Origin of the sequence: Achromobacter sp. NPDC008082 (genome assembly GCF_042957345.1) — a bacterium.
Taxonomy (GTDB): Bacteria; Pseudomonadota; Gammaproteobacteria; order Burkholderiales; family Burkholderiaceae_B; genus Achromobacter; species Achromobacter kerstersii_A.
The window spans coordinates 939,841-952,567 of the sequence record NZ_JBIBIB010000001.1 but is presented as its reverse complement, the minus strand read 5'-3'; the positions used below and the strand labels follow the sequence as shown (position 1 = coordinate 952,567).

Annotated in this window: 12 protein-coding genes; 5 read left to right on the top strand and 7 right to left on the bottom strand. The window is 65.2% G+C overall.

The genetic code is table 11. The annotated features are described in order from the left end of the window. The first annotated feature begins 4 nt into the window (after positions 1–4). A complete protein-coding gene (locus ACFZAI_RS04315) occupies positions 5–760 on the top strand; it encodes a SapC family protein (RefSeq protein WP_391565742.1) in 756 nt (251 codons plus the stop codon). 147 nt (positions 761–907) lie between these two features. Here ACFZAI_RS04315 and ACFZAI_RS04310 read toward each other — a convergent pair whose 3' ends face one another. From ACFZAI_RS04310 to ACFZAI_RS04285, 6 genes are all read right to left on the bottom strand, one after another. Beyond that, the gene (locus ACFZAI_RS04310; RefSeq protein WP_391565741.1) at positions 908–3,307 is read right to left on the bottom strand and encodes a TonB-dependent siderophore receptor; all 2,400 of its coding nucleotides are present in this window, start codon (positions 3,305–3,307) and stop codon (positions 908–910) included. A 167-nt stretch (positions 3,308–3,474) separates the two neighbouring features. Then, complete coding sequence (locus ACFZAI_RS04305; protein WP_391565740.1) at positions 3,475–4,422, bottom strand: FecR domain-containing protein; 948 nt, start codon at positions 4,420–4,422, stop codon at positions 3,475–3,477. Then, positions 4,419–4,928 carry a sigma-70 family RNA polymerase sigma factor gene (locus tag ACFZAI_RS04300; protein ID WP_391565739.1) on the bottom strand — a complete coding sequence of 170 codons (510 nt, stop codon included), beginning with the start codon at positions 4,926–4,928 and terminating at the stop codon, positions 4,419–4,421. The genes ACFZAI_RS04305 and ACFZAI_RS04300 overlap by 4 nt, the downstream gene beginning before the upstream one ends. 156 nt (positions 4,929–5,084) lie before the next feature. Then, entirely contained in the window at positions 5,085–6,239 is a 1,155-nt protein-coding gene (locus ACFZAI_RS04295) for a PepSY-associated TM helix domain-containing protein (RefSeq protein ID WP_391565738.1), read from the bottom strand. 244 nt (positions 6,240–6,483) lie between these two features. After that, positions 6,484–7,107: a peptide chain release factor H gene (prfH, locus tag ACFZAI_RS04290; protein ID WP_391565737.1), complete on the bottom strand. Its 624-nt coding sequence runs from the start codon at positions 7,105–7,107 to the stop codon at positions 6,484–6,486. Continuing rightward, positions 7,107–8,243, bottom strand: coding sequence for an RNA ligase RtcB family protein (locus ACFZAI_RS04285; RefSeq protein WP_391565736.1), 1,137 nt, complete (start codon positions 8,241–8,243; stop codon positions 7,107–7,109). Before ACFZAI_RS04285 ends, prfH begins: the two co-directional genes overlap by 1 nt. Before the next feature lie 265 nt (positions 8,244–8,508). On the opposite strand from ACFZAI_RS04285, the gene ACFZAI_RS04280 reads away from it, so the two are divergent. Together ACFZAI_RS04280 and ACFZAI_RS04275 are read left to right on the top strand one after the other, a co-directional pair. Beyond that, positions 8,509–8,811, top strand: a complete 303-nt coding sequence (locus tag ACFZAI_RS04280) for a hypothetical protein (RefSeq protein WP_391565735.1) — start codon at positions 8,509–8,511, stop codon at positions 8,809–8,811. Positions 8,812–8,867: 56 nt separating this feature from the next. Beyond that, a complete protein-coding gene (locus ACFZAI_RS04275; protein ID WP_391565734.1) occupies positions 8,868–9,419 on the top strand; it encodes a cytochrome b in 552 nt (183 codons plus the stop codon). An 83-nt stretch (positions 9,420–9,502) separates the two neighbouring features. On the opposite strand, the gene ACFZAI_RS04270 is transcribed toward ACFZAI_RS04275, so the two are convergent. Further along, positions 9,503–10,420, bottom strand: a complete 918-nt coding sequence (locus tag ACFZAI_RS04270) for a LysR family transcriptional regulator (protein WP_391565733.1) — start codon at positions 10,418–10,420, stop codon at positions 9,503–9,505. A 237-nt stretch (positions 10,421–10,657) separates the two neighbouring features. Between ACFZAI_RS04270 and ACFZAI_RS04265 the strand changes: the two genes are divergently transcribed. Together ACFZAI_RS04265 and ACFZAI_RS04260 are read left to right on the top strand one after the other, a co-directional pair. Continuing rightward, the gene (locus tag ACFZAI_RS04265; protein ID WP_391566265.1) at positions 10,658–11,311 is read left to right on the top strand and encodes a hydrolase; all 654 of its coding nucleotides are present in this window, start codon (positions 10,658–10,660) and stop codon (positions 11,309–11,311) included. 130 nt (positions 11,312–11,441) lie between these two features. After that, a complete protein-coding gene (locus tag ACFZAI_RS04260; protein ID WP_391565732.1) occupies positions 11,442–12,572 on the top strand; it encodes an MFS transporter in 1,131 nt (376 codons plus the stop codon). Positions 12,573–12,727 lie beyond the last annotated feature (155 nt).

Sequence of the window (12,727 nt, the reverse complement as noted above, 5' to 3'; positions counted from 1 at the left end):
CACCATGACTACGCAGACTTCGCTTCCCCTGTTCTACGAACAACCCCGTCCTCTGGCTGCCGGCGTGCACGCCAACCTGTCGCTGGCCGGCAACACGGGCTTTGCCTATGCCGCCAACACGAACGCCGTGCCGCTGGTGGCTACCGAGCTGCCCACCGCGTGCCGCCACTTCCCCATCGTCTTCACCGATGGTGATCAACCCACGCCCGTCGCGGTGCTGGGCGTGCGCGGCCAGGAAAACCTGTTCGTCGACGCCGACGGCCAATGGCGCGCCGGCACCTACATCCCGGCCTACGTGCGCCGCTACCCGTTCATCTTCATGGAGAACGAAGACCGCAGCCAGTTCACGCTGTGCGTGGATGAAAAGGCCGCGTCCGTGGTGGAAGGCCGCGACAACCCGTTCTTCGACGATGCCGGCGAGCCCACCGACCTGGCCCGCAGCGCCCTGGAATTCTGCCGCGACTACCAGAACCAGCACGCCTACACGATGGAGTTCGCGCAAGCGCTGGCCGCTGCCGACCTGCTGATCGAGAACCGCGCCGACATCACCCTGCCCGACGGCCAGCGCCTGGCCATGTCCGGCTTCAAGGTCATCGACGAAGCCAAGTTCAACAAGCTGCCGGATGAAGAGTTTCTGCGCTGGCGCGCCAACGGCTGGCTGCCGCTGGTCTATTGCCACCTGCTGTCGATCAACACGTGGCCTGCCCTGATCAACCAGGTGCAGCCGGAGGCGGTGGCCGAGGAATCCGCCGAGGCGTGATTTCACGGCAGCGCGGCAAGACCGGTCACCGTACCGGCTTGCCCCCGCCCACTCGGAAAGTTTTTTCGAGGCCTTTAGGCGCCGACGCAATCGGCGCCTTTTTTTTGCCGGGCGCGTGGCCGGAGCCGGCCGTAGCCGGCGCCGGCGTTAAAAGTCCACCGTGGCCGACAGCAGGACGGTGCGCGGTGCGCCTATCGTCAGGCCGTTGGAAGAGGCGGAAGCCCAGTACGCTTTGTTGAAGACGTTCTCGACGGTGGCGCGCAACGTGACAGGAGTGTTGCCCGCGCGAAACGCATAGCGCGCGCCCACATCAACGCGCGTCCAGCTGGGGATCTCCTGACGGTTCGCGGCGTCCAGGTATTGCGACGTCGTGCGCAGCGCGCGCGCCGACATGGTCAGGCCGGCCAGAAAGGGCGTGTCCCATTCCACGCCAAGGTTCATGCTGTAGCGCGGCGAGCCGGGCGCGACGTTGCCCTCGGTGAGCGCATTACCGGTTTTCGTCAACCGGCCATTCAGAAGCATGACGCCCGCCAGCACGCGCACGTTGTTGACGGGTTCGCCGAACACGTTGAACTCCAGCCCGCGATTGCGCTGCATGCCGTTGACGGCGTAGATGCCTGTCGACGGGTCCGTGAGCCCGCTGGGGCGGCGGATCTGGAAGGCGCTGAACGTTGCGCCCACATCGCCGTATTCGACCTTCACGCCCGCCTCGATCTGTTCGGACTTGATGGGCGCAAACACCTCATTGGCGTTCACCGCGGTAAGCGGCGCGGTCGGCCCTTCGCTCAGGCCTTCGATGTAGTTGGCGTACACCGACACGTGCTGCGACGGCTTGCCCAGCAAGGCGATGGCGGGCGTGACTTTGCGTTTGTCGTACCGGCTGGTGTGATTGCCGTCCTCGTCGTACTGATCGGTGACCACGCGTTGCGAGCGCGCGCCCACCGTCAGTTGCAGCCGCTCGTCCCACACCGACAGCGTGTCGGCCAGCGCAAAGCTGGTCAGGCGCGATTCGCCAGACTTCGGAATGTCGGTGCTCAACCCCGCCACGGACGGTGCGGTGGTAGCAAGCGGGGCGTAGAGATTGGAGCGCACCGTGGCGAAGTCGTAGCTGAGATTGCCGAAGGTCTTGTCGAATTGCGTGGCGCTGAGCGACACGGCATGCGACACCGCGCCGGTGGCAAAGCGCGTGCGCGCACCGATCTCGCCGGTGCGGACCTCTTCGTCACGCAGGAAATAGCTGGGGCTGCCCGAGAAATTTCCCGCGGCATCGCGCGCCGTGACGTTCAGGCGCAGAAACTTGTAATCGCCCTGGCGGGCGCCGAACGCGCCATAGACCATCGTCTGCTCGGTGACATCATGCTCGGCGCGCAAGGCGATATAGCTGTCGCGTGAATTGGCATACGTCCAGTCAGGTGCGTATCCCCTGTCAACCCGCCCCGCGTCCGGCACCGGCACGCCGGCCGCCACGCCCACGCGTTCTTGCGGCGCGTCGACCTTGCGGTCTTGGTGGCCAAGATCGGCGGACCAGCGCGTGCGCTCGCCGCGGTAGTCCATGCCCAAGGTCATCAGGCCGCGCGTCATGTGCTGCGACCCGACGCCCGTGTCGCCGCCCTTGTAGGCGCCGTTGATGCGGATGCCGAGCTCGCCCTTGTCACCGAAGCGTTGGCCCAGGTCGACATGGCCGCCCGCCACGTCATGCGTGCCATAGCTGGCCGTGACCTGCCGCGTCGGGGTGTCTTCCGCCCGCTTGGGCACCACATTGATGGCGCCGCCCACGCCGCCCGACGGCGCCATGCCGTTGAGCAATGCGTTGGGGCCTTTCAGCACTTCGACGCGCTCCAGGCTTTCCACCGCCAGCGCATACGTCGGCAACACGCTGTACAAGCCGTTTAACGCAATGTCGCTATTCAAGACCGGAAAGCCCCGAATGGAGAACTGGTCGAAGCGGCTGGTCCTGGGGTTGGTGTTTTGCACGGACGCATCGTTGGACACGACATCGGCCACGCTTTGCGCCTGCTGTTGCTGCATCAGCGTGCTGGTGTAAGCGCTGACCGAAAAGGGCGTATCCATGATGCCTTTTTCGCCCAGCATGCCCAGGCTTGCGCCGCTTGCGACCTGGCCGCCCGCGAACGCCGGCATCAGTGCGCCCGAGTATGCGGCGGTGACGGTCACCGCCTCCATTTGCGCGACGGGCGCGGAAGCCGCGGACAAGGTGTAGGCATTGGCGCCCGCGCGCACCGCGGTCAGGCCGGTTCCGGACAGCAACGCCGCAAAGCCCGCGTCCACCGTGTAGCTGCCGCTCAAGCCCGGCGATTGCATGCCTTGCACCATGGCGCCCGCAAACGACAGACGCACGCCGGACTGGGTGGCGAACTGCGCAAGCACGGACCCCAGCGAGCCGGCCGGCAGCCGATAGTCGCGCGTGGCGGATGACGTGGCGGGGGGGTGTTCCTGCCCCTGCGCCTGCGCGGCGCCGGCAGCGGGCAATAGAACGGAAAGACAAAGCACCGCGGTCGCACGGGCTACGGAAGAACTGGACTGGGACATGAGGACGGCGCCGCGAAAGTGGATGTTCAAAGAAACGGTTTCGGATCGGAACTCAGCCTGATCCCGATGCGGTTTCAAGGCCTATATCCTGTACACCGTTCGACGCCGGAAAACATGCCACCTGCCTGTGATGCAACCCTGCGCAGCAAGCTGCCCGCGCCGGTCTGCTAGGCGTCGCGCGCCTGGATTTCCACCCAATACCGCGTGCGCAAGGCGATGCGCACCGGCAGGGTCCGCGCCAGCAGCGCCAGGCTGGCGTCGGTGTCTTGCAGCGAAAACGAACCGAAAACACGCAGGTCCGCGACGTTGCTGGCGCACCGCATGATGCCCGGGCGGTAGCGCGCCATGGCGTGCGTCCAGTCGGCCAGCCGCAAGTCGTCCGCGGTCAGTACGCCCCTCTTCCACGCGGGTTCGGCTTCGGGCAACGCGGCGTCTTGCGCCACGGTGGCGGCGTCAAAGCGCACCTGCCGGCCGGCGCGCACAACCTGGCTGCCAACGCCATCCCTGGGCCGCACCATCACCGCGCCGTCATAGACGTTGACCTGTGCGCTGTCTGCATGAAGGCTGACCGTGAACTGTGTGCCAATGGCCTGCACCATGCCCACGGGCGTCTGAACCAGGAAGGGGCGCGCGCGCGGTGCGGCGTCCGGGGCCGTCGCGACGAAGATGCGGCCACCCCGCAGCCACAGCAATCGCTCGGTATCCGAATACCGCACGTCCACTCGCGTGGCGGTATCGAGCGTCAGCGCCGTGCCGTCCGCCAGCGTGGTCTGGCGGATCTGGCCGGTGCCGCTTTCCAGATCCGCTTGTTGGGTGCGCCACGCCAGATAGGCGATGGGCGCCACTGCCGTCAGGCACAGCAGCCGCGCCGCCAGGCGCCGGCGATCCGGCTTGGCCAGGCCTTGCAGCGCCTGCGCACGCATGGCTGGCGGCACTTGGCCAAAGGTTCCCATCACGCGCTCGGCACGCGCCCACGCCTGCGCGTGCGCGGGACTGCATGCGATCCAGCGGGACAACGCCCGCAAGCAGGCTTCATCATTGGGGGCATCGTGCAATCGGGCCATCCAACCGGCCGCTTCGGCCAGCAGCGCGTCGGGGACGTGCGCGGACGTCATGCGTCGATCGCCGTCAAGCAAGCCAGATACGCGTGTTGCATGTGGCGATTGACGGTGCGCACCGACAAGCCGGTTTCAGCGGCGATCTCGGCATACGTCAGCCCATCAAGCTGCGCCAGCAGGAAGACATTGCGCACCCGGCCCGGCATAGCGTCCAGCATCCGGTCGATGCAGTACAGCGCTTCCAGAATCAGCGCGCGCGTCTCTGGCGACGGCGCGGTGTCGGGGGGCAGCGTTGCAACCGAATCGGCATAGGCCTGCTCGACATTGCGATGACGCCATAAATCGACGACCAGGCCTTTGGCGACGTGGGTGAGAAAAGCGCGCGGCTCCGGCATTTCCAGGGAGCGATTGCTGGAATACACGCGCAGAAACGTGTCGTGGGCCAGATCCGCGGCGTCCCATGCGTTGCCCAGACGTTTACGGAGCCAACCGTATAGCCATTTGTGATGATCAGCGTAGAGACCACTCAGGGCCAGGGGACGAGGCGCGCAGGTTTGGGACATGGGACCAGGAACTGCCAGCAGAAGATCTTAGTGATAATGAGTTCTGTTAATAATACTGGAATCTATTGCTGGAATCCCGTCCTGCTTTTGCATCACGCTTTTGCATCACGCTCTTGCATCGACTTCCGCCCGGCGTTCGCCCGGCGTTCTCCCGAATCATCCGAACAGATGGACCCAGCCCATGGCCTCGCCCACAAATAAGCCCTGCGACAAAAGCAACAGCGCCAGCCACAGCCATCGCCACGGCCACATGCCTGCCCACGCCTCGCGCACGGGCGTGGCGGGTGCGCCGCCATGCCCGGCCTTGGCCCTGACCGCCGCGCTGCCGCCCGCAATGCGCAGCCCATACAGATAAGCGCCCGTCAGGCACAACGCTGTCAACGCCGCGCCGAACAGAAACCAGATGACGCGCACCGGCCAAGGGCCGAACGAACCGAAATGAATGGGATCGGCCAGCTCCGAAATGCGCTGGTGCACGCTGAGGTCGGCTGCGCTGCGGCGCGCGGGCTCGCCCTGTTCCAGCGGCAGGCGGATGGCATTGGCGCGATCCCGCACCAGCCAGGCTGCGGTCTGCCCTTCCACCTGGCCTGCCCGGCCGTCCGCCTCCAGCCGCAAGACTCGGATGTCGAGTTCAGGCCATTGCTGGCGAATCCGGGCTATGGCCGAGTCCAGCGTCTGCGCGTTGAATGGCGCGGCGGCGCGCGGCGCATCTTTGGCCGTGATAGCCGGCAGCGGCGGGGCATGGCCGCCCAGCGATTCGATCAAATACCACAGCCCCGACACGGCAATGACCACGGCGAACCATAGGCTCCATACGGCCAGCAGCCGATGCACATCGCCCCACATCAGCCGGCGCTTGCCGCGCCGTGGCCACGCCAGAAAGCCGCGCCACCAGCGCTTGTAGATGACCAAGCCGGTCACGATCAGCAAGGTCAATGGAATCGACAGCGCCGACACCAACGGCACGCCATAACGTGTGGGCAAAAACAGGTGTCGATGCGTATTGCGCAGCCAACGCTGCATGCTGAACCACGACGTGTCGCCGGTGACGGCGGCGCGGTAGGGATCGATCCAGACGAAGCGCTGCTGGCCCTGCGGCGTGCGCATCAGCGCCTGCGCAGCAAAGCGGGAGGCATGGGGCGCGGTGATGGATAACAGCGTCCAGCCCGGGTACGCCGCCTGAGCGGCCTGGGCCATGTCGCCCCAACTGGCGTGGCGCGATGCCGGCTCAACCCGCATCGCCGGCTGCACCAGCCAGTCGAGCTCGGTGGCGATAACCGCCAAGGTGCCCGTCATGCAGATGAAGGCCATCAACAAACTGAGCTTCAACCCCGCCCAGCTATGAACGGAAAACCACCATTTCCGCTTGGAGGAACCGGCCGATGCAGTAGCGGAGCGTGGGCTGGTGGAGGCTGAAGCGGCTTTCATTCTTGCACCCGATGACTGGCCGCCTGCGAATGTGCAGGGGCCTTATCAGGTACACCGGGCCAGACGAAAAAAGATGCCAGCGCGTGACGCATGCGCTGTCGTCGCGGCCGGTGTGGGCCGCTTAGGTTCACCCGCCCTTTACGAGGTCGAACCCTTCTCCCTTGAACACGCGCCCCGGGCTGCCGCGTTCCACCTCGTGATGCAATTGCCGGCGCTGCGCGCGCTGAGCCGCCCGCAGATCCTGCTCACGGTTGGCCAGCCGATGCGCAATCAGCAGCACGGCAATGCGCTTGTTGGCATGCTGGCTGCGCTCGGTCTGGACCTTCACCGAGATGCCGGTCGCGACATGGGTCGCGCGCACTGCCGATTCGGTTTTGTTGACGTGCTGGCCGCCGGGGCCTGACGCCCGCGTCGCTTCAAACCGGATGTCGCCAGACAGAATCGTGGCGGGCGCCTCACAACGCGAAGCGCCGATGAACCAGTTCTTGCGCAGATGCCCGGGCCGGTAAGGGCTTGGGCAGATCCACTGGATCGACCCTTCCCACGCGGCCGCCAGCGCGTCAGCGCCTTCGCCGTCCAGGCTTAACAACACGGAACGCAACGTGCCTGGCCGGCCCCCGGCTTCGCTTTCCAGCACATCGGCGCACACGCTGCGCGCGCGCGCTTCGCGCAACAGAAAGCCCAAGGCCTTGGCCACCGCCAGGCAGCACTCGTCCGGGCCGTGCGCAGCGGATAACTGTAATAGCACCATCAGCAGCAGCCTCCGCGCGTCTTGTAGGTCAACACCGGACGCAGCTTTGCCAGCACCTTCACCAAGCCCGCCTCGGCAAGACTGGCGACGATGCTGTCCACCGGTTTGTACGCTTCGGGCGCTTCTTCATAGATCAGCGCCTTGTCTTGGCAGACAACGTGATTACCCAGCTTGGTCCGGCTCAGTTGCGCGGGCGTGTAACGCTTGATCAGCCGGTCTTTGCACTCGCTGCGCATCCACTTGCGCCCCGCCCCATGCGCCAACGAAAACAAGCTGGCCTCGCTGGGAAGCGGCTGCACCAGATAGCTGAAATCCCCACGCGACCCCGGGATGACAACCATGCCCGCATCCGCAGGCGTCGCGCCCTTGCGATGCAGCCAGCCCTGCTCACCCTGGATGCGCGCAGGCGTGACCAGGTTGTGGTCCACATCCAGCAATGGTTCGCCGGTTGCACCCAGGCGGCTCAGGATGCGGCGCGCAATCAATTGCCGGTTGGCGCGCGCAAACTGCAACGCGCCGTCATGCTGCGCCAGATAATCCTGGCAGTCCGCGCTATCGTCCGCCAAGCCGTGATGGCCGTGACGCTGAACGTGCTCTTCAAGAATGGCACGGCCCAGTCCGCGTGAACCGCTGTGCACCAGCAGCACAAGCTGCTTGGCGTTGAACGGCGTCGCGGCGAGCGCCTGCGGGTCATAGATGTCGTCGATGCGTTGCAGCTCGGCAAAATGATTGCCTCCGCCGATCGTGCCCAAGGCCTGGCCAAAGCCCACGCCAGCCGGCGCCAGCTGCGCAACCAGCGTTTGCCACGATGCGTCCAGCGGACCATCGATATTGCCCAGCCGCTTCTCAAGCTTGTCGACCGCCACCTTGCCCGCGGCAAGGTTGGTGGACCACAGCGCCATGCCGCAGCCGATATCCCCGCCAATCAACGCGGGATACAGGCGTCCCACAGAGAAAAACGAGGCGCCTACCGGATACCCCCGGCCGGGATGCAAATCAGGCAAGCCCGCCACACGGCGCATGCCGGCAAGCTTGGAAGTGGTGTGTAGTTGTTGGATCGCGTTGCCTTCGATCCACGTGTCGTCCGAGGCGATGAGTGTCACGCTCTCGGACAATTGTTGAATGCAATTGCCCATGGAAATTCCAGATCAGGTCATGAAAGGGCTTGCTTGCATCGCAGGCGTGCGCGCGCCGCCGTGCCGGCTATGCAGGCGTGGCGCGGCGCGCAGACGCGCACGCGAGGCCCATCCATGCAGGATGCGTGCGCGCGGGCGATGCTTGCGGAAAAACCCTGTGTGACAGGTCCGGGCCGAGATACTGCGAATGCGTTCTGTAGCGATTACAGAAGAAAGAATTCGGTCTGACTAGGCGCGGCCTGCAAGGCGGGAAGTTTGTTTTTGCATGATGATTTCCTCCTGTGCAGTACGGTGGTTATTGGGGCGGGCCGAAGCGGATACCGTTTGGGTTTGCGTGGGACGCAATGATCAGCTGCGGCTGCGATCAGGTTTGATCCAGGGCAATGTTTTTTTGCTGCGCAGGGCGCATATTGCCGAGTGCGAGCACTTTATCATCGGTTCTTGTGAGCGGTATCGATGGGGATGGAAAAATCCTTCGATGAACTACGTGGTGTCGGAAATTCGCGACACCCGTACATCATGCATATCGTCACGGCAGGCCACCGCGCAGTCGCGCGGCATTCTGTGAACCGGCCCGGCATCGATGCCTTGCATTCGTCGCGGGCGCTGAAGAAAGGAAAAACCATGTCCATCAAGAATTCCGACAAGCAGTATGCAGGCCTGGTCATCGCCATGCACTGGCTCATGCTCGTGGTGCTGGCCTTGGTCTACGCCTGTATGGAATTGCGGGGGCTGGCCACGAAGGGCAGCGATTTGTACAACAACATCAAGGCGCTGCATTTCTCGCTTGGGCTATGCGTGGTCGGGCTGGTCGTGCTGCGGCTTGTGATCCGAATGGCAGCAGGCAATGCGCCCGCCGTCCGTCCGCCGATGCCTGGATGGCAAGACATTCTTGCGCGGCTGATGCACTACGCGCTGTATGCCTTCATGATCGCCACCCCGATTCTGGGCTGGCTGACGCTTAGCGCAGCCGGCAAGCCGATTCCGCTGTTTGGCCTGAACGTGCCCGCCTTGGTGGGCGCCGACAAGGCCCTGGCGGACCAGATGAAGGAACTGCACGAAACGTTGGCGACGGCCGGCTACTTCCTGGTGGGCTTGCATGCCGCCGCAGCGCTGCTGCATCACTATGCTTTCCGCGACAACACGCTTGTGCGCATGCTGCCGGGCCGGCGCTGACACGTTGTTTGATGCCGGCCTGCGGCTGGCGCACAGGCGGCGCTGCGCGCTGCCCCGTCTACGCGCCGTCCCGAAGCGGGCGTTCAGCCCGCCCCCGCCCCCGCCTGCGCAAAATGCGGCGACTGCCCAAAATGTTCGATCAACAAGTCCGTCAACACCCGTATCTTTCGTGCGGGATGCTGGCCGGGCGGCCGGATGACGTAAGCGCCCGCAGGCGGCGGCGGATAACGGGTCATGATGGGTACGAGCGCGCCAGCCGCGACATGCTCGTGGGTAAGGCAATCGGGCAGGTACGCAACGCCAAGCCCCGCGAGGGCGGCGGCAATCAAGGCCGCGCCGTTATCCGCCTTGAAACGCCCTTGCGGACGCACCGTGACGATCTTTTCGCCATCCAGGAACTGCCAGGTTTCGGCCCCCTGCATCAGGGCCTCGTGTGCGACGAGCTGCTCGGGCGCGTCGGGCGCTCCATGCGCCTGGATGTAGCCGGGGCTGGCAAGCAGCTTGCCGAGGATGGGGCCAACGCGCCTTGCGATCAGGTTTGAATCCTGAAGGTAGCCCACCCGTATCGCGCAGTCGTACCCCTCTGCAATGAGATCGACGAAGCGATCGCTATAGCAGGTCTGCACATGAAGCTTGGGATGGCGCCGAGCCAGCTCTGCGACAACGGGCGCAAAATGCGTCAGGCCGAAAGACACCGGCACGGCCACTCGCAAGCGGCCACGTAGTTCACCCGCTGGCGCGATCGTTTCCCGCGCCACGTCGATTTCGGCGCAGGCTCTGGCTGCGTGGTCCCGAAAAATTGCCCCGGCCTCGGTCAGTGCGGCCCCGCGTGTGGTGCGTGCCAGCAACTGGACGCCAAGCGCTGATTCCAACCGCAGCAAGCGGCGGCTGACGATGGATTTGGACACGCCCAGACGAAGCGCGGCGGGCGACACGCCCCCCGCATCGGCCACTTCGATGAAGGTTTGAAGTTCTTCGATATCCACTTGAACGGCCCCCATTTCGCGTTGCATTTCGCCGCAGGATAGCACTGCCGTATCAAGGCATTCCCGCCGGCCGCCAGCGTTCCTATTCGTGCGACACAGTTCGCCCTGGAACGGAACTACCGCATCAACATCGCCGAAAACATAATGTTGGATCTGGGTGGCGTCGCCACAAGCGCACGCTTTTCAGGAAAGCAATCTGCGGCGCAACGGGCGCTGCAACTATCGCAAACCACAGCAAACCAGGGATCACTCATGACTTTTCGCAATGGCCTCGATTCGCTTCTCCGTCCCAAGGATTCGGTGCTCGTCCTGATCGACCACCAGCCCTATCAATTGACCAACCTGAACAGCCACGATCCGCATGCCGTCGTCAACAATTCGACAGCCCTGGCGAAGGCGGCAAAGGCCTTCGGCGTGCCCACGATTTTGACCAGCGTCATCGCGGATCGCGGCGGCCGGATCTTCCCTCAGATTACCGATGTATTTCCCGGCCAGGAAGTCATTGACCGCACGTTCATCAACACGTGGGAAGACAAAAAGGTGGTCGACGCGGCCAAGTCCACCGGCCGCAAGCAGTTGATCATCGCCGGGCTGTGGACAGAAGTCTGCGTCGCCATGCCGGCGATTCAGGCGGCGGGTGAAGGGTGGGACGTAACGGTGATCACCGACGCGTCGGGCGGCGTATCCGTCGAGTCGCACGAAGTCGCCCTCCAGCGCATGGCTAGAGCCGGCGTAAACCTGATGACGTGGATGGCGCTGGCCGCCGAATGGCAACGCGACTGGGCGCGCACCGACACCGCCGCCGCGCTCACCGACATCCTCGTTCAGCATGCCGCGGGTAGCGGCATCGCCTACCTGTGGGAACAGCAATTGCTGAACACGCCGGTACCCCCGTCGGCAGGCTGACCGGGCGGGGGATGACGTGGCGCATTGCGAAGCACCGTGTGCGTCACGATGCGCCGCCACTCATCCCAGGCACGGCTGCCGTAACCTGGGCCAACGTCAGGAGACACCATTCGATGACGCGCCCCTGCTCATGAACCCGACGCGCTATCTGGGCGTCACGGGGTTCGCGCTGATCGCCGTCTGCTACGGATTTGCCCGCTTCGCCTTCGGGCTGTTCCTGCCGGGCATCGATGCAGACCTGGGCCTGTCGTCAACCCTGAGCGGGTTGATGTCGGGCGGGGCTTTCCTGACCTACTGCATCGCGGTCACTCTGTCCGCATGGCTGACGGAACGCGTCGGCGCCCGCAGCGTCGCCATCGCCGCCGCGCTGATCGCCGCGGCGGGCATGGCGGGAATTGCGGCAGCGCCTTCAGCCCTTTGGCTTGCTGGCGCGGTGATGGTGGCCGGATCAAGCACGGGGCTGGCGTCACCGCCATTGGCCGCGGCGGTGGCTGCCGCGGTCAGCCCAGCTCGGCAGAACGCCACCAACACCATGATCAATGCGGGGACCGGCGCGGGCGTGGCCTTGTCTGGCTCCGTGGCGCTGATGATGGGCGAGCAATGGCGCCTTGCCTACACGGGCTTTGCCGCGGCCGCAATCGCTCTGTCATGCGCCGTGGCGCTGACCGTGCCGCCAAGTGCGCCGGCCACCAAGCACGCGGCAGATGACATGCCATCGTTTGACCGCGCGCGGTGGCCCTTGATCGTGGCGGCATTGCTGATGGGCGCGGCCAGCACCGCCGTCTGGTCCTTTGGCGGGCAACTGGCCGAGCTTCGGCTTGACTGGGGCGGCACGGGCGCAGGCCTGCTCTGGATCGCCATCGGCGCGGCGGGCACCGCGGGCGCCGCGGCCGGGCATTTAGTCGCGCGGTTCGGCATTGACGCCGTGCACCGGGCAGTGCTGGCCATCATGGCGGCCAGCATCTTGATGGTGGGCGTCGAAGGCACGTCGGCAGCCCTGATGTTGAGCGGCGGCGCGCTATTCGGCGCCGCCTACATCACCCTCACCGGCGTGTATTTGCTGTGGGGCGTGTCGGCGCTACCGCATCGGCCCGCAAGCGGTGTGACCATCGCATTTCTGGCGCTGGCGATTGGCCAGGCCGCGGGAGCAGCTGGGTTTGGGTGGTTGATGGACCGGTTGACTGCCCATTACGCCGTCATCATTTTTGCTTGCGTTGCGCTTGCCGCGGGGCTGGCGCGCGCTGGCATTGCGGAGAGGTAGAGGCAGAGGCAGAGGCAGAGCGGTAGAGGCAGAGCGCTAGCCGCCGTTGTGCGCCAGAAAGCGGTAGCCGCCGTTGTCCGCCAGCCCTTCCGCCTGCGACGGCCACGCGGCAGGCGACAGGCGACAGGCGGCAGCCGGAAGGCGGCAGCCGGAAG

Bases quoted from the DNA above. Each gene is read 5' to 3' on its own strand.
- ACFZAI_RS04315 (WP_391565742.1), top strand. From the start codon at position 5: ATGACTACGCAGACTTCGCTTCCCCTGTTCTACGAACAACCCCGTCCT.
- ACFZAI_RS04310 (WP_391565741.1), bottom strand. From the start codon at position 3,307: ATGTCCCAGTCCAGTTCTTCCGTAGCCCGTGCGACCGCGGTGCTTTGT.
- ACFZAI_RS04305 (WP_391565740.1), bottom strand. From the start codon at position 4,422: ATGACGTCCGCGCACGTCCCCGACGCGCTGCTGGCCGAAGCGGCCGGT.
- ACFZAI_RS04300 (WP_391565739.1), bottom strand. From the start codon at position 4,928: ATGTCCCAAACCTGCGCGCCTCGTCCCCTGGCCCTGAGTGGTCTCTAC.
- ACFZAI_RS04295 (WP_391565738.1), bottom strand. From the start codon at position 6,239: ATGGCCTTCATCTGCATGACGGGCACCTTGGCGGTTATCGCCACCGAG.
- prfH (WP_391565737.1), bottom strand. From the start codon at position 7,107: ATGGTGCTATTACAGTTATCCGCTGCGCACGGCCCGGACGAGTGCTGC.
- ACFZAI_RS04285 (WP_391565736.1), bottom strand. From the start codon at position 8,243: ATGGGCAATTGCATTCAACAATTGTCCGAGAGCGTGACACTCATCGCC.
- ACFZAI_RS04280 (WP_391565735.1), top strand. From the start codon at position 8,509: ATGATGATTTCCTCCTGTGCAGTACGGTGGTTATTGGGGCGGGCCGAA.
- ACFZAI_RS04275 (WP_391565734.1), top strand. From the start codon at position 8,868: ATGTCCATCAAGAATTCCGACAAGCAGTATGCAGGCCTGGTCATCGCC.
- ACFZAI_RS04270 (WP_391565733.1), bottom strand. From the start codon at position 10,420: ATGGGGGCCGTTCAAGTGGATATCGAAGAACTTCAAACCTTCATCGAA.
- ACFZAI_RS04265 (WP_391566265.1), top strand. From the start codon at position 10,658: ATGACTTTTCGCAATGGCCTCGATTCGCTTCTCCGTCCCAAGGATTCG.
- ACFZAI_RS04260 (WP_391565732.1), top strand. From the start codon at position 11,442: ATGAACCCGACGCGCTATCTGGGCGTCACGGGGTTCGCGCTGATCGCC.